The sequence below is a fragment of the Mycobacterium sp. 23 genome (assembly GCF_048287075.1).
Taxonomy (GTDB): Bacteria; Actinomycetota; Actinomycetes; order Mycobacteriales; family Mycobacteriaceae; genus Mycobacterium; species Mycobacterium gordonae_B.
Genome location: NZ_JBLVUX010000005.1, coordinates 3,467,916 through 3,489,885 on the forward strand (window position 1 = coordinate 3,467,916; position 21,970 = coordinate 3,489,885).

The following is a 21,970-nucleotide window of genomic DNA, read 5'->3' on the forward strand; positions in this document are numbered from 1 at the left end:
CATAATTTGAGCGAGGTTTCATGGTTGAGGTCGAAAGGCACGCCTACGACGTAGTCGTAATCGGTGCCGGCGGCGCAGGCTTACGCGCGGTCATCGAGGCGCGCGAACGCGGCCTGAAGGTCGCGGTGGTGACCAAATCCCTGTTCGGCAAGGCCCACACGGTGATGGCCGAGGGTGGCTGCGCGGCATCCATGGGCAATGCCAACCCGAAAGACAACTGGCAGACCCACTTCGGTGACACCATGCGGGGCGGCAAGTTCCTCAACAACTGGCGGATGGCCGAGTTGCACGCCAAGGAGGCACCGGACCGCGTCTGGGAGCTGGAGACCTACGGCGCGCTGTTTGACCGCACCAAGGACGGCCGGATCAGCCAGCGCAACTTCGGTGGACACACCTACCCGCGGTTGGCCCACGTCGGCGACCGCACCGGCCTGGAGCTGATCCGCACCATGCAGCAGAAGATCGTCTCGCTGCAGCAGGAGGACTTCGCAGAATTCGGCGACTACGAAGCCCGGATCCGGGTGTTCGCCGAATGCACGGTCACCGAGCTGCTCAAAGACGGTGACGCGATCGCCGGGGCGTTCGGCTACTGGCGGGAGAGCGGCAACTTCGTGCTGTTCGAGGCGCCGGCCGTCGTGCTGGCCACCGGCGGCATCGGCAAGTCGTTCAAGGTCACCTCCAACTCCTGGGAGTACACCGGCGACGGGCACGCGCTGGCCCTGCGGGCCGGCGCCACCTTGATCAACATGGAGTTCGTCCAGTTCCACCCGACCGGCATGGTCTGGCCGCCGAGTGTGAAGGGCATCCTGGTCACCGAGGGTGTGCGTGGAGACGGCGGCGTGCTCAAGAACTCCGAGAACGAACGTTTTATGTTCGGCTACATCCCGCCGGTCTTCAAAGGGCAGTACGCCGAAGACGAGCAGGAGGCCGACCAGTGGCTCAAAGACAACGACTCGGCCCGTCGCACCCCGGACCTGCTACCCCGTGACGAGGTGGCGCGCGCGATCAACTCGGAGGTCAAGGCCGGCCGCGGCACCCCGCACGGCGGGGTCTACCTGGACATCGCGTCCCGGCTGACCCCGGCGGAGATCAAGCGCCGGCTGCCGTCGATGTACCACCAGTTCATGGAACTGGCCGAGGTCGACATCACCAAGGAGCCGATGGAGGTCGGCCCCACCTGTCACTACGTGATGGGTGGTGTCGAGGTCGACGCCGACACCGGCGCGGCCAAGGTGCCGGGCCTGTTCGCCGCGGGCGAGTGCTCCGGTGGCATGCACGGCTCCAACCGGCTCGGCGGCAACTCGTTGTCCGACCTGCTGGTGTTCGGCCGGCGCGCCGGGCTGGGAGCCGCCGACTACGTGCGGGCCCTGAGCAGCCGTCCGACGGTCTCCGATGATGCCCTCAGCGACGCAGAGCAGTTCGCCCTCAAGCCGTTCAACGGTCCGACCGACGGCTCGGCGCCGGAGAATCCCTATGCGCTGCAGATGGATCTGCAGCACGTGATGAACGACCTGGTCGGCATCATCCGCAAAGAGGAAGAGATCACCCGGGCGCTCAAGCTGCTCAAGGAGCTCTGGTCGCGCTACCAGAACGTCCAGGTCGAAGGCGGACGCCAGTACAACCCGGGCTGGAATCTGGCGATCGACCTGCGCAACATGCTGATGGTCAGCGAATGCATCGCCAAGGCGGCGCTCACCCGCACCGAGAGCCGCGGCGGGCATACCCGCGACGACCACCCGAGCATGGACTCCAGCTGGCGCAACACGCTGCTGGTGTGCAAGGAAGCCTCCCAGGATGAGGCCGAGACCACCGGCGACCACATCACCATCACCCGCCAGGAGCAGGTCCCGATGCGGGCCGACTTGCTGGAGCTCTTCAAGATCTCCGAATTGGAGAAGTACTACACGAACGAAGAGCTGGCCGAGCACCCGGAACGGAGAGCGTAATGGCTTACAACGCGAGCATGCGGGTCTGGCGCGGCGACGAGAGTGGCGGCGGGCTCCAAGAATTCACCGTCGAGGTCAACGAGGGTGAGGTCGTCCTCGACGTCATCCACCGCCTGCAGCAGACGCAGACGCCCGACCTGGCGGTGCGCTGGAACTGCAAGGCGGGCAAGTGCGGGTCGTGTTCGGCGGAGATCAACGGCAAGCCGCGCCTGATGTGCATGACCCGGATGTCGACGTTCGAGGAGAACGAGGTCGTCACCGTCACCCCGATCCGGACCTTCCCGGTGATCCGCGACCTGGTGACCGACGTGTCGTTCAACTACGAAAAGGCGCGCGAGATCCCGTCGTTCACCCCGCCCAAGGAACTGCAGCCGGGCGAGTACCGGATGGCGCAGGTCGACGTTCAGCGCTCGCAGGAATTCCGCAAGTGCATCGAGTGCTTCCTGTGCCAGAACGTCTGTCACGTCATCCGTGACCACGACGAGAACAAAGAGGCGTTCGCCGGGCCGCGCTTCCTGATGCGGATTGCCGAGCTCGACATGCACCCCCTGGACACGGTGGACCGGCAGAAGCAGGCTCAGGAAGAGCACGGGCTGGGCTACTGCAACATCACCAAGTGCTGCACCGAGGTCTGCCCCGAGCACATCAAGATCACCGACAACGCGCTGATCCCGATGAAAGAGCGGGTCGCCGACCGCAAGTACGACCCCGTCGTGTGGCTGGGTAACAAGCTGTTCAGGCGTTAACCGGCGCCGCACCGGGTATCCGGTCGACATGCGAGGAACGACCAGCGACAACGAGATTCGAACGGCGATTCGGGAGTTGTCCGTCCGCGCCGAGCTGGCGCACAAAGAAGGACGGCACGACGACGCGAGCGAGATCGAGCAACGGATCGACGGGTACCGGAGAGAACTGAGCCAACGGCCCTAGCCGCCCTCGGCCTCAGACGCCGAGGCGGCGAAAGACGCTGCGGTGGAACACGATCGGGGCCACCTCGGCGTCGACGGTGACCTCACTGACACGCAGCACCACGATGGTATGGTCGCCGGCCGGAATCAGTTGCTCGATCGCACTTTCCAACCACAACGCGGTGCCCTTGATGAAAACCGCTCCCGAGTCGCGCGATTCCGTTTCCAGTCCGGCAAACCGGTCACCGGTCTTGGCCGCCAGGGTGCGGGCCGCCGCATCGTGGGACTCACCTAGCACGCTGATGCCCAGCATCGGCGCGCCCTTGAGCTTGGGCCAGGTCGACGATGTGTTCTGCACGCAGAACGACACCAGCGGCGGCTCCAGCGATACCGGCACGAATGTGCTGGCGGCCAGGCCTTCCCGCACGCCGTTCACCTCGGCGGCAATGGCGATCACCCCGGACGGGAAGTGTCCGAAAGCCTCACGCAGGGACGTCGGCGTCAGCTTGTTATTCGCACTCACCGGACTTTATTCGCTCCTCGAGCCGAGAACGGGATTCTCGCTTTCGAGCCTACCGGGCGCGTATCCGTGGGCAGCAGCCACATCGGGGTGCGCGCGCACCCTGCTCTTCCAGGCATTGCGGCCGTAGACGGAGTGGATCGGGTCGGCCGGGTCCGGCGCCCGCCGCGCCTGCGCGGCCAGGCCGGCGGGCAGTGACAGCACCGGCAGCTGCGCATCCAGCGCGGGGTTGAAGAAGTACGGCACCGAGATGCGATCGGCGGTGGCGCCGGCCAGGTCCACCCGGTGCTCGGTCGCCCGCAGGTAACCCCCGGTGGCGAGTTCGAGCAACTCGCCGATATTGACGACGAACGCCCCGTCGAGTGGCGCGACGTCGACCCAGCGCTCCCCTCGCCGCACCTGCAGGCCCCGGCTACCCGGCTCGATCAACAGCAGGGTGAGCACCCCGGAGTCCTTATGGGGGCCGACGCCCTGCCGAGACTCCGCACGGCGCGGGTACCGAATGATCTTGATCAGCGTCGCTGGGCGCTCTGCGAACGCCGCGTCGAAGACCTCCGGCGGGCTGCCGAGGGAGGCCGACCAGTGCCTCAGCAGGGTGCGCGACACCTGGGACATCTCGGCATCCCACTCGGCGATGAGGCCAGGCAGATCCGGCATCGCGGGCGGCCATTGATTGGGACCCTGCAACCACAGATACTCGGGCCGGCCGGGCCCACCGATGGACGGGAGCTCGGGCCCGATGTCGATCTGCTCGCGCCAATCGACTTCGCCTCTGGTCAATTCCCCGCCCAACCGGGTGTAGCCGCGAAAGTGCGGACTGCGCACCATCGCGATCGCGTCCTTATCAGCCTCGGGCAGCGCAAACAGCCGCCGCGCGGCGTCGAGCACCCTGGTCACCAGCGTGGCGGGCACGCCGTGGCCGATGAGATAAAAGAAGCCCACCTCGTGGGCGGCCCGCCGCAGACCGCGGCGCAGTTGGCCGGTATCGGCGCCCAGATCCACTATCGGAAGGGCCGTGACGCTCCCCACATTTGTCATTTGCTCCATCATCGCCGCAGGTGAGCAGGCATACCAGGGCTGCAATCAGCAGTATCCCAACCGGTTGGTTAGTTAGGCCGTGAAATGTTCCTCACATCGACTTGCGTTGAACAACACAGCCGCGATATTTTAACGGTGTTACTGGTGGGTAACTTAGACCTAGTACCCAACCACAGGTGGCATTCTCAACGAGGAGGACCGTAGTGAGCCACTACAAGAGCAACGTTCGTGACCAGGAATTCAACCTGTTCGAGGTGCTGGGTGTTGACAAGGCGTTAGGCCAGGGCGAATTCAGCGACCTGGACGCCGACACCGGCCGCGAGATCCTCGCGGAGGTAGCCCGGCTGGCCGAAGGCCCCGTCGCCGAGTCATTCATCGAAGGCGACCGCAACCCGCCGACCTTCGACCCCAAGACTTTCTCGGTGACCCTGCCGGAGTCGTTCAAGAAGTCCGTCAACGCGGTCATCGACGCCGGCTGGGACAAGGCCGGCCTCGACGAGGCACTCGGCGGCATGCCGATGCCCAAGGCCCTGATGTGGGCCATCAACGAGCACATTCTCGGCTCCAACCCGGCGGTGTGGATGTACGCCGGTGGCGCCGGCTTCGCGCAGATTCTGTACCACCTGGGCACCGAGGAGCAGAAGAAGTGGGCCGTGCTGGCCGCCGAGCGCCGCTGGGGCTCGACCATGGTGCTGACCGAGCCGGACGCCGGCTCGGACGTGGGCGCCGGCCGCACCAAGGCTGTACAGCAGGAGGACGGCACCTGGCACATCGACGGTGTGAAGCGCTTCATCACCTCGGGTGACTCGGGCGACCTGTTCGAGAACATCTTCCACCTGGTCCTGGCCCGCCCGGAGGGCGCCGGACCCGGCACCAAGGGCCTGTCGCTGTTCTTCGTGCCCAAGTTCCTGTTCGACCCCGAGACGGGCGAGCCGGGCGAGCGCAATGGCGTGTACGTCACGAACGTCGAGCACAAGATGGGCCTGAAGGTCTCCGCCACCTGTGAGCTGTCCCTCGGCCAGCACGACAAGCCCGCCATCGGCTGGCTGGTCGGCGAGGTGCACGACGGTATTGCGCAGATGTTCGAGGTCATCGAGCAGGCGCGCATGATGGTGGGCACCAAGGCCATCGCCACCCTGTCCACCGGCTACCTGAACGCGCTGGAGTACGCCAAGTCGCGGGTCCAGGGTGCCGACCTCACCCAGATGACCGACAAGACGGCTCCCCGGGTGACCATCACGCACCACCCCGACGTGCGCAGGTCGCTGATGACGCAGAAGGCGTACGCCGAGGGTCTGCGGGCGCTGTACCTCTACACCGCGACCTTCCAGGACGCGCCGGTCGCCGAAGCGCTGCACGGGGTGACCCCCGAGTTGGCCGCCAAGATCAACGACCTGATGCTGCCGATCGTCAAGGGCGTCGGATCCGAGCAGGCTTACGCCAAGCTCACCGAGAGCCTGCAGACCTTCGGCGGGTCCGGCTTCCTGCAGGACTACCCGGTCGAGCAGTACATCCGGGACGCCAAGATCGACTCCCTCTACGAGGGCACCACCGCCATTCAGGCGCAGGACTTCTTCTTCCGCAAGATCGTCCGCGACAAGGGTGTGGCGCTGGCGCACGTGTCGGGTGAGATCCAGCAGTTCGTCGACAGCGAATCCGGCAACGGACGCCTCAAGACCGAGCGCGCGCTGCTCGCCAAGGCACTCACCGACGTGCAGGCCATGGCCGCTTCGCTGACCGGCTACCTGATGGCCGCTCAGGAGGACGTCACCAGCCTCTACAAGGTGGGCCTGGGTTCGGTGCGCTTCCTGATGAGCGTCGGCGACCTGGTCATCGGCTGGTTGCTGCAGCGTCAGGCCGCCGTGGCGATCGAGGCCCTGGACGCCGGCGCGACCGGTGCCGAGCGGTCCTTCTACGAGGGCAAGATCGCGGTGGCGTCGTTCTTCTCCAAGAACTTCCTGCCGCTGTTGACCAGCACTCGCGAGGTGATCGAGACCCTGGACAACGAGATCATGGAGCTCGACGAAGCCGCTTTCTGAGTAGTCACGTCAAAAAATCCCCCCGCTTCGGCGGGGGGATTTTTTCTTTCGGGCGGCGCGACACTGACACCACGCAGACGACGCGCCGGGAAAGGTGTGCGCACGTTCAATCTCGGCGATGCGCGGGTGGGAGCGCGGCGAACAAAGCAAAAAGACCGCCGCTGGATCCCCTCACTCCAGCGGCGGCCCTTCTCGTTCGCCCGTCCACTCTGACCGGCAATCGATCCAGGGATTGCCCCGCGTTGCCGTCGGGGTCGGGGGGTCAGACACCAACACGGGGCTATCCGAACGAGCGGTTACCCATATGTGCGGCGCGTTAACCCACCAATTGGAAAAATTGCCCCGGTGATTTTGGGCACACCATCACGCCTGGTCACGCCTCGAGGATCGCTGCCACACCCTGGCCGCCGGCCGCGCAGATCGAGATCAGCGCGCGCACCGGGCCGTTGGTTTCGGCCTTCTTCTGCGCCAGTTGCTTGGCCGTCTGCGCCAGGATGCGTCCGCCCGTCGCGGCGAACGGGTGCCCCGCCGCGAGCGACGATCCGTTGACGTTGAGCTTGGACCGGTCGATGGAGCCCAGTGCGCCGTCCAGCCCCAGCCGCTCCTTGCAGTAGTCCTCGGACTCCCACGCCTGCAGGTGCGCCAGCACCACCGACGCGAACGCCTCGTGGATCTCGTAGAAATCAAAGTCCTGCAGGCTCAGCCCGTTACGCGCCAGCAGTCGCGGCACCGCGTAGGTGGGCGCCATCAACAGGCCGTCGTACCCGTTGACGTAGTCGACGGCGGCGGTCTCGGAATCCACCAAAAAGGCCAGCGGCTGCAGGTTGTGGTCGGCCGCCCACTGCTCGCCGGCCAGCAGCGCCACCGAAGCGCCGTCGGTCAGCGGGGTCGAGTTGCCCGCGGTCATGGTTGCGTCGCCCGCCTTGACCCCGAAAACCGGGCGCAGGGTGGCCAGCTTCTCCGGGCTGGAGTTGGGCCGCAGGTTGTCGTCGCGGTACAGACCCAAAAACGGCGACACCAGGTCGTCGAAGAATCCGCGGTCATAGGCGTCGGCCATGTTGCGGTGGCTGGCGGCGGCCAGTTCGTCCTGGTCGACGCGTTTGATCCCGAGCTGCTTGGCGGTGACGGCGGCGTGCTCGCCCATCGACTTGCCGGTGCGCGGCTCGCTGTTGGCGGGAATCTCGATGCCCAGGTTTGCCGGGAGCGTGCCCACCAGCTTCAGCCGCTGCACGTTGGACTTGGATCGCCGCAGCTTGAGCAGGGTGCGGCGGAGGTCGTCACCGAGACCGATCGGCGGGTCGCTCGTAGTGTCGACCCCGCCGGCGGCCGCGACCTCGTAACGCCCGGCGGCGATGCCGTCGGCGGCCGCGATCGCCGCCTGCAGTCCGGTGCCGCACGCCTGCTGGATGTCGAAGGCCGGCGTGTGCGGGTTCAGCTCGGACCCGAGCACGCATTCGCGCATCAGATTGAAATCGCGGCTGTGCTTGAGCACCGCACCACCGACCACCGCGCCCAGCCGCTCGCCCCGCAAGTTGAACCGGTCCACCAGCCCGCCCAGTGCCGCGGTGAACATGTCCTGGTTCGACGCGTCGGCGTAAGCGCCGTCCGAGCGCGCGAAGGGGATGCGGTTGCCGCCGAGTACTGCGACGCGTCGCTTGGTCTGATCACTGGCAGGGGCCACAGTTATCTCCGTCGATCTCCGGTAGTGCGGGGGGTTAGTTTTGGGGTATCAGCGCTTCGCAGGCAATACTACCCACTGTTCTTACTCTCAAGTAAGTTCGTACCCCTGACACGGAAGGCAAGCTCAGTGGCACCCAAGGTCTCGCCCGATCTGTTCTCCCAGGTTGTCAATTCCGGCCCCGGATCGTTCCTGGCCAAGCAACTTGGGGTCCCCCAGCCCGAGACGCTGCGCCGGTACCAGCCGGGTGAACCGCCCCTGGCCGGCTCGCTGCTGATCGGCGGGGAAGGCCGTGTCGTCGAGCCGCTGCGAACCGCGCTGGACTCCGACTACGACCTGGTGGGCAACAACCTCGGCGGACGCTGGGCCGACTCGTTCGGCGGCCTGGTGTTCGACGCCACCGGCATCACCGAGCCCACCGGATTGAAGGCTCTGCACGACTTCTTCACTCCCGTCGTGCGCAACCTGGGCCCCTCGGCGCGGGTGGTGGTGGTGGGCACCACACCGGAGGCGATCGAGAACCCGCACGAGCGGATCGCGCAACGCGCGCTGGAGGGCTTCACCCGCTCGGTCGGCAAGGAACTGCGCCGCGGCGGCACCTCGGCGCTGGTGTACCTGGCGCCGGACGCCAAGCCCGCCGCAACCGGCCTGGAATCGACGCTGCGCTTCATCCTGTCGGCCAAGTCGGCCTACGTCGGCGGCCAGGTGTTCTACGTCGGCGCGGCCGACTCGACACGGCCCGCCGACTGGGACCGACCACTGGACGGCAAGGTGGCCATAGTGACCGGCGCCGCCCGCGGCATCGGTGCCACCATCGCCGAAGTATTCGCCCGCGACGGTGCCCGCGTGGTCGCGATAGACGTGGAGTCCGCCGCCGAGAAACTGGCCGAGACCGCCAGCAAGGTGGGCGGCACACCGCTGTGGCTGGATGTCACCGCCGACGACGCGGTGGAGAAGATCTCCGAGCACCTGCGCGACCATCACGGTGGCAAGGCCGACATTCTGGTCAACAACGCCGGGATCACGCGCGACAAGCTGCTGGCCAACATGGACGACGCGCGGTGGGATGCCGTCCTCGCCGTCAATCTGCTGGCCCCGCTGCGCCTTACCGAAGGGTTGGTGGCCAACGGCACACTCGGCGAGGGCGGGCGGGTGATCGGGCTGTCGTCGATCGCCGGCATCGCGGGCAACCGCGGGCAGACGAACTACGGCACCACCAAGGCCGGCATGATCGGCATCACCCAGGCGCTGGCCCCCCAACTGGCCGAGAAGGGCATCACGATCAACGCCGTGGCACCGGGCTTCATCGAAACCGAGATGACCGCTGCCATCCCGCTGGCCACCCGCGAGGTGGCCCGCCGGATGAACTCGCTGCTGCAGGGCGGCCAGCCCGTCGACGTCGCCGAGACCATTGCCTACTTCGCCAGCCCGGCGTCGAATGCGGTGACCGGCAACGTGATCCGGGTCTGCGGCCAGGCGATGATCGGGGCCTGACGGTGAATCAACCCAGTGGCCTTCGCAACATGCTGCGGGCGGTGGCCGGGGCGCTGCCAGTGGTGTCCCGGTCCGATCAGCTGTCCGACCGGACGGTGACCGTTGAGGAAATGCCGATCGACTCCGCGAACGTGGCCGCCTACGCGGCGGTCACCGGGCTGCGGTTCGGCAACAACGTGCCGCTGACGTACCCGTTCGCACTCACCTTTCCGTCGGTGATGTCGCTGGTGACCGGTTTCGACTTCCCGTTCTCCGCAATGGGTTCGGTGCACACCGAGAACCGGATCACGCAGTACCGCCCGATCGCGGTGACCGACACGGTGGGCGTGAAGGTGCATGCCGAGAACCTGCGCGAGCACCGCAAGGGTCTTCTGGTGGACCTGGTGACCGACGTCAGCGTCGGCAACGAGCCGGCGTGGCACCAGGTGACCACCTTTCTGCACCAGCAGCGCACCAGCCTGTCCGGCGAGCCCAAGCCGCCGCCGCAGAAGCAGCCCAAGCTGCCACCACCCTCGGCGGTGCTGCGGATCACCCCGTCGCAGATTCGCCGCTACGCTGCGGTGGGGGGCGACCACAATCCGATTCACACCAGTTCGGTGGCCGCCAAGCTGTTCGGCTTCCCCACCGTGATCGCTCATGGAATGTTCAGCGCCGCAGCGGTTCTGGCGAACATCGAAGCGCGTTTCCCGGATGCCGTGCAGTACTCGGTGCGATTCGGCAAACCGGTGCTGCTGCCGGCGACCGCGGGGCTGTACATCGACGAGCGCAATGAGGGCTGGGAGTTGTCCCTGCGGCACATCTCCAAGGGCTACCCGCACCTGACCGGCTCGGTGCGGCCGCTCTGATCACCCGGCCCGCTGGTCCAGACGCAGGGAGCGGCGGCGGATCACGAGCCGGTCGAGCGTGTGCGCGCCGACCGCGGTGACCGCGAACACCAGCAGCATCCAGATCGGCGGCCGGGCCAGTTCCCAGACGAAAATCGCCGCCCAGATCGGTGAACCCTGGGTCACCGCCAGCACGCCGGCCGCGGCGCCCAACGAGATGACCGGCCCGTGCAAGTGGGTTCCGGCAAGCTGATTGAGCGTCAGCACCAGCAGCGTCCCCGCCGCCGCCCCGGTGGCCAGCGACGGCGTGAGCAGTCCACCGGCGCCCCCGGCGCGCAGGAACAGCGCCGTCAGCAGCGGCTTGAGCGCCAGGATGACGGCCGCCGATGCCAGGGTCATACCGGAGGCCAGACTGACGGTGAGCACGCTCTTTCCGTTGCCGGGCAGCTCCGGCCACCAGTGCGAGCAGATGCCGGTCAACAACCCGGCACCGGCCAGCGCCGGGACCAGCACCCAGGAGCGGATCAGGGTGGCCGGACGGGCCGCGGCAACGATCTTGTTGAAGACCCATCCGACCGCGAATGCCACCGGCGCCAGCGCCAGCCCGTGGGCACTCAGCAGATAAGCGGATTCTGCACTGGGCCAATGCAATTCGTTGTGGTCGTGGGTGACCGCCGAGCCGACCGCGACGGCCAGGCTCGAGGTGATCAAGGCAGCGCCCACCGCGCGCAACCGCCAGGTGTTCAGCAGTATCCGCAAGGTGAAGAGCGCACCGGCCATCGGCACCGCGTACACCGCGCCGAGCCCGGCACCGGCCGCGCTGGCCAGCAGAATCTCGCGGTCGGCCGGGGACAGCCGCCGCAGCCATGCGGTGCCGAGATCGCCCAGCACAGCCGCGAATTGGCGCGGCGCGCCTTCACGCCCCAACGAGGCCCCGGACCCGACCAGCACGACCTGAAGCACGGCATCGATGCTCCACGTGAGTCGGGGGACCCGCTCGTGCCCGGCGATGGTGCCGGCGAGCGGAGGAACCTCGGCGCGGCGCCGCAGCATCCACCAGCCGGCACCGGCCACTGCCGCGCCGACCATCGGGCCCAGGGCTCGCCGGACCGGACTACTGCCGGTGATCCCGTCCAGCAGCGAGCCGAATGTGTAGTGGTACGTGAGGTGTTCGACCGACCGCAGCACCAAAGTGGTGGTCAACCCGGCGAGCCCCGCCAGCAGGCCGACGATGACGACGGCACAGAAGAAATCGACGTCACGGCGGGGCTTTCGGGACACGCTTGCCGACAATACGGACACCGAAGCGGTTGCGCACCGAGTTGCCGGCGGTCGAAGATGACCCATGTTCGCCCGGGCACGCGCAGTCGTCGGGGTCGTCGCGCTGTGGGCAGTCGCCGCGCCGGTAGCCCGACCAGCCGCTGGTGGATTGCACGGCCCCGGCGCCGGAGCGGTTTCCCGACGACTCGATCGACATGGGCTCTGGCTTCGACTGTTTCGACCCGATCGCGCACCCGCTGGACATTCAGGGCGAACAACTATCGAATCGGTTGCTGCTCAAGGATGTTCTGCAGGGCCAGGGCTTCGTCAATTACGCCGCCGAGTAATGGCACTACACCTATCAGCCGGAGCCCTACCCCGACAACTACTTTGACTTCCCGATCGACCGTTCGGCGCTCGGTTAACCCGTCGCAGCGTTCGGGCCGAGGTCCCGATCGGCCGGCGCGCCCCGCAGCCCCGCCCAGAACAGGTCGATCATCATCTCGGCGGCCGCGTCGACGTCGATGTCACCGGTGCTCAACCGGCTGGCCACCGCCTCGCCGGCACCCACCAGAGCCACCGCCATGATCTCGATTTCGCCGTCGGACCGCGGGCTGCGGGTGCCGGCGCGCACCAAACCCGCCACCAATTCGATGATCTGTTCCCGGCCTTCGCGCACCGTGTGAGCGAATGCCAGGGAGCTGGTGGCCTGGGTGTACATCACGATCCAGGATGCGCGGTTCTCGTCGATGTACCGCAGGAACGCAACAATGGTGTTGCGCAACAGATCTTTTGGGCTCTGGGTGAAGTCGATGTCGGCGCGCACCGCGTCGATGAACCGGCTCATCTCCCGGTTCAGGCAGGCGCCGAACAGGTCTTCCTTGGATCCGTAGTACAGGTAGAGCATCGGTTTGGAGATCTCGGCCGCGGCGGCGATCGTGTCCATCGAGGTCTCGTGGTAGCCGTTGACCGAGAACATCTGCACCGCGGCGTCGAGCATCTGCTGCTCGCGGACAGCGCGCGGTAACCGCTTGGTACCACCCGCCCCACTACCTGCCACGCTATCCCCTATCTATCCGAATCAAGGGTAAGCACATTCGGCTAGCGGCCACACGTCGCGGTGACGCCCTTCATCGCCGCGACCCGCACCAGTGAGGCGTCCACCTGCTGCACCGGCAGGTCGCCGGCATTCACCGCCTGCTCGAGGCGGTCCAGCACGGCGGGCACCTCCTTGGTGGTGACCCAGAGCGCGATGTCGGTGCCGGCCTGCAGCGTTTTCAGGACGGCCTCGGTCACGCCGAACCGGTCGGAGATGGCGGCCATGCTGGAGACGTCGTCGCTGAAGACCGGGCCGTTGAACGGTGGGCCGCCGTAGCCGGTGCCGGTCCGCAGCAGGTCCAAGGCGGCTTTGCTGAGGCTGGCCGGATCACTGCCGGTCAACCCGGGGACCTGCATGTGCCCGACCATCACGGCGACCGGGATGGCGTTGAGCAGGGTTTGGTACGGCACCAGGTCATTAGCGATCAGCTCGGACAGCGGCGGCGTGGTGACGCCCCCGGTGTGCGAGTCGCCGGAGCCGTGGCCGTGCCCGGGAAAGTGCTTGAGCACCGGCAGCAGCTTCGCGTCCCGCAGGCCTTGCGCATAGGCGCCGGCGTATTCGGTGACCTTCGCGGGATCCGGGCCGAACGAGCGGTCGCCGATCACGCTGTCGTCGGGCTCGTCGGTGACGTCGACCACCGGGGCGAAGTCGACGGTGATGCCCAGGTCCTTCATCTTGCGGCCGCGAGTCAGGGCCAGATCGTGGACCTGCGGAGCGGTCATCGTGGCAGCCATTTCCTTGGCCGTCGGGCCCCTGCCGTCCAGCAGTGTCCGCAATCGCGACACCCGGCCGCCCTCTTCGTCGACGCCGACCGCCAGCGGCAGCGGTCCAGCCGCGTTGGCGATCTCGCCCAGCGGTCCCGGGAGCATGGACAGGTCGGTGTCGCTGCCGATGAGGATGCCGCCGACGTGGAAATCGGTGACCACGGCCCTGGCATCGGCGGCGTCGCGCACACCGACCATCAGCAGCTGGGCCAGCTTGTCACGCAGATTGGGCATCTTGCCGGGGACGTCGGGCGGATTGGCGCACACCCGCGGGCCCGGTGCCGCGGCCGGGGTCGAGCTGGTGCTGGAGGAGCTTGGACTGCCGGTGGTCGACGACTTCCCGGGCTTGGTACCGCCGTGGCAGGCGGCGACCAGCACCGATGCGGCGGCAAGGACGGCCAGGGTGCGCGAAAAAGCCATCCGGACATGCTGTCACGTGCACTTTGAGGCCTGGTTCGGGGGCGGGTACCGGCATGACCCACTTCGCCGAACGTGATGTGAGGGCGGGTATTCGGGTGAAATCCATCCCACAGGACACGCTCGGTGCGGGCGGCGACGCCTGCGGCGCTTCGGTACGCCGACCGCTGTCCGGCCTCGTTCTGCTAGGTTCGGTGGCATGAACCGGATCGTCGCGCCCGCCGCCGCCAGTGTGGTAGTCGGCCTGTTGCTCGGCGCGGCGGCGATCTTCGGCGTCACCTTGATGGTCCAGCAGGACACGAAGCCGCCACTGCCCGGGGGCGATCCATCGTCATCGGTGCTCAACCGGGTCGAGTACGGCAACCGCAGCTAGCGATCCGACGGTCGAGGTTTCGGCACTGTCGCGTCGCTGGCTGCTGCTGGTCGGAGCCGTATCGCTGGTCCTGTCCTTCCTTCAGTCACCCGGCCAGGTCTCACCCGACACGAAGCTGGACCTGACCGCCAACCCGCTGCGCTTCCTGGCCCGCGCCACCAATCTGTGGAACAGCGACCTGCCGTTCGGCCAGTCGCAGAATCAGGCCTACGGCTACCTGTTTCCGCACGGCACCTTCTTTCTGATCGGCCACGCGGTCGGACTGCCCGGCTGGGTCACCCAGCGGCTGTGGTGGGCGCTGCTGTTGACGGTGGGGTTCTGGGGGATGCTGCGGGTCGCCGAGGCGCTGGGCATCGGCAACCCGGCGTCGCGGACGCTCGGCGCAGTCGCGTTCGCGCTGTCGCCGCGGGTGCTGACCACGCTGGGCTCGATCTCCTCGGAAACGCTGCCGATGATGCTCGCGCCCTGGGTGCTGCTGCCGACGATTCTCGCGTTACGGGGCGGCTCCGGGCGCTCGGCGCGCGTCCTGGCAGGCCAGGCGGGCCTGGCGGTGGCGTTGATGGGCGCGGTCAACGCGATCGCGACTGTGGCCGGTTGCCTGCCGGCGGCGATCTGGCTGGCCGCGCACCGGCCTGATCGCCGGTGGTTGCGCTATGCCGGGTGGCTGGTCTTGGCGCTGGTGCCGGCGGTGTTGTGGTGGGTGGTGGCGCTGAGCCAGTTGCGCGACGTCAGCCCGCCGTTCCTGGACTTCATCGAGTCCTCCGGCGTGACGACGCAGTGGTCGTCGCTGGTGGAACTGTTGCGCGGTACCGACAGCTGGACCCCGTTCGTGGCGCCGACGGCCACGGCCGGCGCCCCACTGGTCACCGGACCGGTGGCCATCCTGGGCACCTGCCTGGTCGCCGGGGCGGGGTTGGCCGGGCTGACAGGTGCCGCGATGCCGGCCCGGGGCCGGCTGGTGACCATGCTGCTGGTCGGCGTCGTGTTGCTCGCCGTCGGCTACAGCGGTGGGCTGGGATCCCCGGTGGCGCATCAGGTGCAGGCGTTCCTGGACGCCGGCGGGACTCCGCTGCGCAACGTGCACAAGCTCGGGCCGGTCGTCCGGATCCCGATGGCACTCGGCTTCGCGCACCTGCTGGGCCGCATTCCGTTGCCTGGCAGCGCTCCCAAGTCGACGTGGCTGGCCGCATTCGCCCATCCGGAACGGGACCGTCGGGTGGCGGTCGGGATCGTCGCGCTGACCGGGCTGCTGGTGAGCACGTCGCTGGCCTGGTCCGCACGGCTGGCCCCGCCGGGCACCTTCAGTGCGCTGCCGGACTACTGGCATGAAGCGGCCGACTGGCTCACCGCGCACCGGGAAGGGCGGGTACTGGTGGTGCCAGGCGCCCCGTTCGCCACCCAGGTGTGGGGCACCAGTCACGACGAGCCGCTGCAGGTGCTCGGCAGCAGCGCGTGGGGGGTGCGCGACTCGATCCCGCTGACACCGCCGCAGACCATTCGAGCGCTGGATTCGGTGCAACGCCTGTTCGCGGCCGGACGGCCGTCCGCTGGCCTGGCTGATTCCCTTGCCCGACAGGGCATTTCGTATGTGGTGGTGCGCAACGATCTGGATCCTGAATCGTCGCGGTCGGCCCGGCCGATCCTGGTGCACCGCGCCATTGCGGGGTCGCCGGGGCTGACGAGAGTGGCCGAGTTCGGTGCGCCGGTGGGCCCGGGACTGCTGGCCGGCTTCGTCAGCGACTCCGGGTTGCGGCCGCGGTATCCGGCGGTGCAGATCTACCGGGTCGGTGCGGGCGGCAATTTCGGCGCGCCCTACTTCGCCGACGTGGCGCAGCTGCCGCGCGTCGACGGTGGGCCCGAAGTGTTGCTGCGGCTGGACGAACGGCGCCGGTTGCAGGGGCAGCCGCCGCTGGGCCCGGTGCTGATGACCGCGGACGCCCGAGCGGCCGGGCTGCAGACGCCGTCAGTGACCGTCACCGACACCCCGCTGGCCCGCGAGACGGACTACGGCCGCGTCGACCTGCACTCGTCGGCGATCCGCGCGCCCGGGGACGCCCGCCACACCTACAACCGGGTGCCCGATTACCCCGTCCCCGGCGCCGACACCGTCTACGGAAGCTGGACCGGCGGCCGTATCACGGTGTCGAGTTCGTCGTCGGATGCCACCGCCCTGCCGGACGTGGCTGCCGCGACCTCGCCCGCGGCAGCGGTCGACGGTGACCCGGCGACGGCCTGGGTGTCCAACGCCCTGCAGGCCGCCGTCGGCCAGTGGCTGCAGGTGGATTTCGACCATCCGGTGACGAAAGCGGTGCTCACGCTGACACCGAGTGCGTCGGCGGTCGGCGCACAGGTGCGCCGCATCCTCATCGAAACCGCCAACGGCAGTACCACCTTGAGGTTCGACGAGTCCGGAAAACCGTTGAGCGCCGCTCTGCCGGTCGGTGAGACGCCTTGGGTACGGGTCACGGCGGCCGGCACCGACGACGGATCGGCCGGGGTGCAGTTCGGGATCACCGATCTGACGGTCACCCAGTACGACGCGTCGGGCTTCGCCCATCCGGTGCAGTTGCGGCACACGGTGTTGGTGCCGGGTCCGCCGGCCGGGGCGACGATCGCGGGCTGGGACCTGGGGGCCGAACTGCTGGGCCGGCCAGGTTGCGCGGCGGGGCCGAACAGCGTGCGCTGTGCGGCGTCGATGGCTTTGGCCCCCGAGGAGCCAGTCAATCTCAGCCGCACCCTGACGGTGCCGAGCCCGGTGGCGGTGACCCCGGCGGTGTGGGTGCGCCCGCGGCAGGGGCCCAAGCTGGCGGATCTGGTCGCCGAGCCGGACGCCGCGCGGGCCTACGGCGAGTCCGACCTGGTGGAGGTCCTGGGCTCGGCGTATGCGGCCACCGACGGCGATCCGGCTACCGCGTGGACCGCGCCGCAGCGGGTGGTGCAGTACAAGACACCGGCGACGCTCACCCTCCGGCTGCCGCGGGCCACCGAGGTGGCCGGACTGCGCCTGGCGCCCAGCCGGACCACGCTGCCCGCCCATCCGACGATGGTGGCTGTCGACCTGGGCGACGGACCACAGGTGCAGGCCGTGGACCCGGCTCGCGACGTGCAGACGCTGCGGTTGCACCCGCGGGTGACCGACACCGTCACGGTGAGCCTGCTCGACTGGCAGGACATCATCGACCGCAACGCGCTGGGCTTCGACCAGCTCAAGCCGCCCGGACTGGCTGAGGTGACGGCGCTGGGCGCCGACGGCAATCCGATCGCGGCCGGTGCGGGCGCTGAGGCCGCGCGCGCCCGGGAGGTTTTCGTCGACTGCGAGCACGGGCCGGTCATCGCGGTGGCCGGCCGGTTCCTGCATACCTCGATCCGGACCACCGCGGGTGCCTTGTTAAACGACGAACCCGTCGCGGCGCAGCCCTGTGAACCGGGCCCGATCGAGCTCCCGGCCGGTCAGCAGGAGCTGTTGATCAGCCCGGGAGCGGCATTCGTCGTGGACGGCGCCCAACTTTCGGTTACCCCTGAATCGGCAGGTGCCGCAACCACTTCCGCCGATATCCGAGAGTGGGGACCGGCCCGTCGGGAGGTGCGAGCGCCGGCGTCGTCGAACTCACGGGTGCTGGTGATACCGGAGAGCATCAACCCGGGGTGGGTAGCCCGCACCAGCGGTGGCGCGCGCCTGACACCGGTGGCGGTGAACGGTTGGCAGCAGGGCTGGGTGGTGCCCGCCGGGGACGCCGGCACCATCACGCTGACCTTTGCCGCGAACCCGTTGTACCGCGCCGGACTTGGTATCGGACTGAGTCTGTTGCCGCTGCTGGCGGTGCTGGCATTTTGGCGGCGCCGCAACGGTTCTGACGATGACCCCGCCGCGGCCCCGTGGCCGACGGGAGCGTGGGCCGGGGTGGCGGTGCTGGCAGCCGGGGGCCTGATCGCCGGCGTTGCCGGCGTTTTGGTGGTCGGTGCGTTGCTGGGCGTGCAGTACCTTGCGCCTCCACGGAGGCGCGAGGGGTTGACCGTCGGGCTCAGCGCGAGCGGAATCGTGTTGGCCGGAGCGGCGCTGTCACGCCATCCGTGGCGCTCGGTCGACGGCTATGCCGGCCACTCCGCGAGTGTTCAAGTGCTGGCGTTGATTTCGCTTGCCGCCGTCGCTGTGTCGGTGGTGGGGATCCCGCGGAGCGGCCGGTCAGAGGCTGCGGGGTCCGATCTGCTCGACTGAGCCGTCGAGCGCCATCAGCCACGTCTCGACGTCGATCCCCGGGTGGCGGCGCAATGCCTCCTCACGGAAGGTGCCGAGAATTCTTTCGTGCGTGGCCGTCTCACGCTCCGGAGTCGAGATCGCATCCGGGCCGTAGGCGATCTGCACCGCGCCGCAGTCGCGATGATTGACCACGACCACACCGTTGATCGAGTGCAGCTCGATGGACGCAGCGAGGTTGTCCCAGAACGTGTTATGCCACGCCTCCCAGTGCTGGGAAACGGCGCCGGCGGCGGCACCGGCCAGCGCGAACTGGCTGTACCGGTTCACCAGGCCCCGTCCCAGCATGTACTCATTGGTGGGGTGCACGAAACGAGGATCGATGCACATCAACAACATGGCGTCATAGCTTGGCGGCGGAATGTCCGGCGCCGCCGCCGCTCGCGGCACGGCGGTGGCCGCCACTCCCAATCCCGCCAGGGCCAACATTCGCCGACGGCCGACAACGCGGTTTAGGAATTCAGCTTTGTGCAATTCTCTGCTCAACTTTCTGGCGCCGGGAGAGCGGACGACACGACGCCGAGGACCATACAGGTGAATCGGGGCGCGATGTGCGAAATTGCTCGTAGTCGCCATGATCCGAGGAGTTGTGGCCATGGACTGGTTTTCGGCACCCGAATACCGGCTGGGCGCCTCGGTACTGGAGCGCGGCGTCGCAGCGATCTACCTGGTGGCGTTCGTGGCGGCGGCGCGGCAGTTCCGTCCGCTGATCGGAGAGCGCGGGATGCTGCCGGTGCCGGCGTATCTGGCGAAACGGTCGTTCTGGCGGGCGCCGAGCATCTTTCACCTGCGTTACTCCGATCGGTCGTTCGCCGGGGTGTCGTGGTTCGGCGCGGCGCTGTCAGCCGCGATGGTCGGCGGTCTGGACCTGGTGCCGTTGTGGGCGGCGATGTTGATGTGGGCGACCCTGTGGGTGCTGTACCTCTCGATCGTCAATGTGGGCCAGACGTGGTACGGGTTCGGCTGGGAGTCTTTGCTGCTGGAGGCCGGGTTCCTGATGATCTTTCTCGGCAACGGGCAGGTGGCACCGCCCGTGCTGACGTTGTGGCTGGTGCGCTGGCTGTTGTTCCGGGTCGAGTTCGGCGCGGGGCTGATCAAGATGCGCGGCGACTCCTGCTGGCGCGATCTCAGCTGTCTTGACTACCACCACGAAACCCAGCCGATGCCGGGCCCGCTGAGCTGGTTCTTCCACCACCTGCCCCGACCCCTGCATCGAATCGAGGTGGCCGGCAACCACTTTGCGCAACTGGTGGTGCCCTTCGGATTGTTCGCTCCCCAACCCGTCGCCGGGATTGCGGCTGCCGTGATCGTCATCACCCAGCTGTGGCTGGTGACTTCGGGTAACTTCGCCTGGCTGAACTGGCTGACGATCTTTCTGGCGTTCAGCGCCGTCGACGTCGGCGTCCACCCTTCGGCGACTTTGCCGAGTCCCCCATTGTGGTTCACCGTTCCGGTGATCGTCGTAGCGGCGGTAATGCTGATGCTCAGTTACTGGCCGGCGCGCAACATGCTCTCACCAGGACAGCGAATGAACATGTCGTTCAACGCCTTTCACCTGTGCAACACCTACGGCGCGTTCGGCAGTATCAGCCGGATCCGGCAGGAGGTGGTGATCGAGGGCACGTCCGACGCGTCGGTCGGTGACGAGACGATGTGGCACGAGTACGAATTCAAGGGCAAGCCCACCGCGTTGCGTCGGCTGCCACGGCAGTTCGCGCCATATCACCTCCGGCTGGACTGGCTGATGTGGTTCGCCGCCATCTCGCCGGGCTACGCGCTGGCGTGGATGACGCCGTTCCTGCACCGACTGCTGCGCAACGACCCGGCGACGCTGAAGCTGTTGCGGCGGAACCCGTTTCCGGAATCACCGCCCCGCTATGTGCGCGCACAGCTCTACAAGTACCGATTCACCACACCGGCCGAGCTGCGCCGCGACCACGCCTGGTGGCACCGGACCCTGATCGGCAGTTACGTGCCGCCGATTTCGCTGCCGGGCCGGCTAGAAGCCCAGGACCAGTGATCCGTGCGAAAAGTACGGACCGGCATCGGGCGCCAGGGACGAATAACCGCTGTTCACCAGGGGCTGCAGAAAGGTGTTGAGGTTGTCGACGATTGGCTGCGGTACACCTAACTGCTGCAGCGGCACCAGCATCGGCAGGGTCGGCGACGGGATCATGTACGTGGTGATCGTCCCGCCCAGCGAGGTTCCGACGCTGGACGACTCGACCACGTTCGACATTGACGCCAGGGACGACGTGTTGTGGTTATAGAGGGTCGCGAACAGCGAGTTCACCACCGCCGGAATGTTCCAGGGTCGATCGGGCGGGTTGGCCCAGCCGTCGTACTGGGCAAACACCACGCTGACGTCGTACTGGGTGCTCGGCAGTCCCTGCACCGTGTAGTTCACTATCGGCAACGTGAACCCGTCGGGCAGGTACGTCCGCATCACGCCTAGCTCCGGGCTGCCGAACAGCGCGAACTGCAGGGCGCCGGGTGGCGGTGCGGCGGCCGGATTGGTGGCCAGGTAGGCCAACTCGCGGCTGACGACGAGGGTTCCCTCCGACAGGGCGGCGATACGCACCGGTGAGCCGTTGCCGTTGACGACCGCGTTGATGATCTGGTCGTTGAGTGCACGCTGCCCGAAGGCGACGGCGTCGTTGACGTCGGGAGCTGCCAGACTGCCGCTCAGGATGCCCATGCTCGCCGGGTAGTTGAGGACCTGCGCGAGGCTGCCGGGAAACCAGTCCTGTCCGATGGCATGGTTGATCAGGTCGTACCCCTGCAGGATCGAGACCGAACCGGGCCCGGGGACGCTGTCGGCGTAAAACAGTTGGCCGAGGTACGGAAACCGAGTGATGAAATTGGGCAGGTAAAGCGGGCCCGCTCCCGGGACGGTGATTCTGGTCGCTGCCGCCGCGTTCGGCATGGCCTGTGCTTGTGTGGCGTTGGCGAGTTCGGTTGCCTGATAGGCATTCGCGGTTGCCGCCAGGCGGAGCATCAGCCGTTCCTGATACTGCGACGCCCGCTCGGCCACGGCCTGATATTCGCGGCCGAACGCGCTGAACAACGTCGCCACGGCGGTGGACACCTCGTCTTCGGCGGCAGCCAGCAGCGACGTGGTGGAGTGCGCGGCCGCCGCCCCGGCCGCGGTGACCGTGGAACCCAAAGCGGCCAAATCCCCGGCGGCGGCAGTCAGGAAGTCAGGCGTCGCAATGACATACGACACAGCTGCCTCCTTTCGGGGCCGATTGGCGACGGGGTGGGCGTCAGATTACTCGCAGCTCGTTATTCGTCCTCGCAGATCGGGAAAACTTTGGACACTTTCCAGTACCGGTCGAGGACTTCCGCACTTCTT

General features: G+C 67.6%; 18 protein-coding genes. 10 read left to right on the forward strand and 8 right to left on the reverse strand.

Annotated features, from left to right (window positions below; genetic code table 11):
* Positions 1-20: 20 nt before the first annotated feature.
* The 3 genes from ACNQS7_RS17335 to ACNQS7_RS17345 are packed head-to-tail and all read left to right on the forward strand — an operon-like array spanning position 21 to position 2,876.
* Positions 21-1,946 carry a fumarate reductase/succinate dehydrogenase flavoprotein subunit gene (locus tag ACNQS7_RS17335; RefSeq protein WP_418013487.1) on the forward strand — a complete coding sequence of 642 codons (1,926 nt, stop codon included), beginning with the start codon at positions 21-23 and terminating at the stop codon, positions 1,944-1,946.
* Positions 1,946-2,692, forward strand: a complete 747-nt coding sequence (locus tag ACNQS7_RS17340) for a succinate dehydrogenase/fumarate reductase iron-sulfur subunit (RefSeq protein ID WP_055580711.1) — start codon at positions 1,946-1,948, stop codon at positions 2,690-2,692. Before ACNQS7_RS17335 ends, ACNQS7_RS17340 begins: the two co-directional genes overlap by 1 nt.
* Positions 2,693-2,720: 28 nt before the next feature.
* On the forward strand, positions 2,721-2,876 hold the full coding sequence (locus ACNQS7_RS17345; protein ID WP_197419959.1) for a hypothetical protein: 156 nt from the start codon (positions 2,721-2,723) through the stop codon (positions 2,874-2,876).
* 12 nt (positions 2,877-2,888) lie between these two features.
* Here ACNQS7_RS17345 and ACNQS7_RS17350 read toward each other — a convergent pair whose 3' ends face one another.
* Together ACNQS7_RS17350 and ACNQS7_RS17355 are read right to left on the reverse strand one after the other, a co-directional pair.
* The gene (locus ACNQS7_RS17350) at positions 2,889-3,377 is read right to left on the reverse strand and encodes a flavin reductase family protein (RefSeq protein ID WP_418013488.1); all 489 of its coding nucleotides are present in this window, start codon (positions 3,375-3,377) and stop codon (positions 2,889-2,891) included.
* 6 nt (positions 3,378-3,383) lie between these two features.
* On the reverse strand, positions 3,384-4,412 hold the full coding sequence (locus ACNQS7_RS17355; RefSeq protein ID WP_418013489.1) for an isopenicillin N synthase family dioxygenase: 1,029 nt from the start codon (positions 4,410-4,412) through the stop codon (positions 3,384-3,386).
* Between the two features lie 203 nt (positions 4,413-4,615).
* On the opposite strand from ACNQS7_RS17355, the gene ACNQS7_RS17360 reads away from it, so the two are divergent.
* Positions 4,616-6,451 (forward strand): acyl-CoA dehydrogenase, encoded by a 1,836-nt coding sequence (locus ACNQS7_RS17360; RefSeq protein ID WP_418013490.1) that lies wholly within the window; start codon positions 4,616-4,618, stop codon positions 6,449-6,451.
* A 373-nt stretch (positions 6,452-6,824) separates the two neighbouring features.
* Here ACNQS7_RS17360 and ACNQS7_RS17365 read toward each other — a convergent pair whose 3' ends face one another.
* Positions 6,825-8,132, reverse strand: a complete 1,308-nt coding sequence (locus ACNQS7_RS17365) for an acetyl-CoA C-acetyltransferase (protein ID WP_418013491.1) — start codon at positions 8,130-8,132, stop codon at positions 6,825-6,827.
* A 126-nt stretch (positions 8,133-8,258) separates the two neighbouring features.
* Here ACNQS7_RS17365 and ACNQS7_RS17370 point away from each other — a divergent pair, with 126 nt between their 5' ends.
* Together ACNQS7_RS17370 and ACNQS7_RS17375 are read left to right on the forward strand one after the other, a co-directional pair.
* On the forward strand, positions 8,259-9,623 hold the full coding sequence (locus ACNQS7_RS17370) for a 3-oxoacyl-ACP reductase (protein ID WP_418013492.1): 1,365 nt from the start codon (positions 8,259-8,261) through the stop codon (positions 9,621-9,623).
* A 2-nt stretch (positions 9,624-9,625) separates the two neighbouring features.
* On the forward strand, positions 9,626-10,468 hold the full coding sequence (locus tag ACNQS7_RS17375) for a MaoC/PaaZ C-terminal domain-containing protein (protein WP_418013493.1): 843 nt from the start codon (positions 9,626-9,628) through the stop codon (positions 10,466-10,468).
* On the opposite strand, the gene ACNQS7_RS17380 is transcribed toward ACNQS7_RS17375, so the two are convergent.
* Entirely contained in the window at positions 10,469-11,794 is a 1,326-nt protein-coding gene (locus ACNQS7_RS17380) for a chloride channel protein (protein ID WP_418013494.1), read from the reverse strand. It abuts the gene before it with no gap.
* Positions 11,795-11,871: 77 nt separating this feature from the next.
* On the opposite strand from ACNQS7_RS17380, the gene ACNQS7_RS17385 reads away from it, so the two are divergent.
* On the forward strand, positions 11,872-12,054 hold the full coding sequence (locus ACNQS7_RS17385) for a hypothetical protein (protein WP_418013495.1): 183 nt from the start codon (positions 11,872-11,874) through the stop codon (positions 12,052-12,054).
* A 74-nt stretch (positions 12,055-12,128) separates the two neighbouring features.
* Here ACNQS7_RS17385 and ACNQS7_RS17390 read toward each other — a convergent pair whose 3' ends face one another.
* A complete protein-coding gene (locus ACNQS7_RS17390; RefSeq protein WP_418016035.1) occupies positions 12,129-12,707 on the reverse strand; it encodes a TetR/AcrR family transcriptional regulator in 579 nt (192 codons plus the stop codon).
* Between the two features lie 101 nt (positions 12,708-12,808).
* Positions 12,809-13,990 carry a glycoside hydrolase family 3 N-terminal domain-containing protein gene (locus ACNQS7_RS17395; RefSeq protein ID WP_418013496.1) on the reverse strand — a complete coding sequence of 394 codons (1,182 nt, stop codon included), beginning with the start codon at positions 13,988-13,990 and terminating at the stop codon, positions 12,809-12,811.
* Positions 13,991-14,186: 196 nt separating this feature from the next.
* Here ACNQS7_RS17395 and ACNQS7_RS17400 point away from each other — a divergent pair, with 196 nt between their 5' ends.
* Both ACNQS7_RS17400 and ACNQS7_RS17405 read left to right on the forward strand, forming a co-directional pair.
* Positions 14,187-14,360 carry a DUF2613 domain-containing protein gene (locus ACNQS7_RS17400; protein WP_064774890.1) on the forward strand — a complete coding sequence of 58 codons (174 nt, stop codon included), beginning with the start codon at positions 14,187-14,189 and terminating at the stop codon, positions 14,358-14,360.
* 25 nt (positions 14,361-14,385) lie between these two features.
* Positions 14,386-18,576: an alpha-(1->3)-arabinofuranosyltransferase domain-containing protein gene (locus tag ACNQS7_RS17405; RefSeq protein WP_418016036.1), complete on the forward strand. Its 4,191-nt coding sequence runs from the start codon at positions 14,386-14,388 to the stop codon at positions 18,574-18,576.
* On the opposite strand, the gene ACNQS7_RS17410 is transcribed toward ACNQS7_RS17405, so the two are convergent.
* Positions 18,544-19,044, reverse strand: a complete 501-nt coding sequence (locus ACNQS7_RS17410; protein ID WP_418013497.1) for a carbonic anhydrase — start codon at positions 19,042-19,044, stop codon at positions 18,544-18,546. The genes ACNQS7_RS17405 and ACNQS7_RS17410 overlap by 33 nt on opposite strands.
* A gap of 166 nt (positions 19,045-19,210) precedes the next feature.
* On the opposite strand from ACNQS7_RS17410, the gene ACNQS7_RS17415 reads away from it, so the two are divergent.
* Positions 19,211-20,635: a lipase maturation factor family protein gene (locus ACNQS7_RS17415; RefSeq protein ID WP_418013498.1), complete on the forward strand. Its 1,425-nt coding sequence runs from the start codon at positions 19,211-19,213 to the stop codon at positions 20,633-20,635.
* Here the strand turns inward: ACNQS7_RS17415 and ACNQS7_RS17420 are convergent.
* On the reverse strand, positions 20,615-21,841 hold the full coding sequence (locus tag ACNQS7_RS17420) for a PE-PPE domain-containing protein (protein WP_418013499.1): 1,227 nt from the start codon (positions 21,839-21,841) through the stop codon (positions 20,615-20,617). The genes ACNQS7_RS17415 and ACNQS7_RS17420 overlap by 21 nt on opposite strands.
* Between the last annotated feature and the right edge of the window lie 129 nt (positions 21,842-21,970).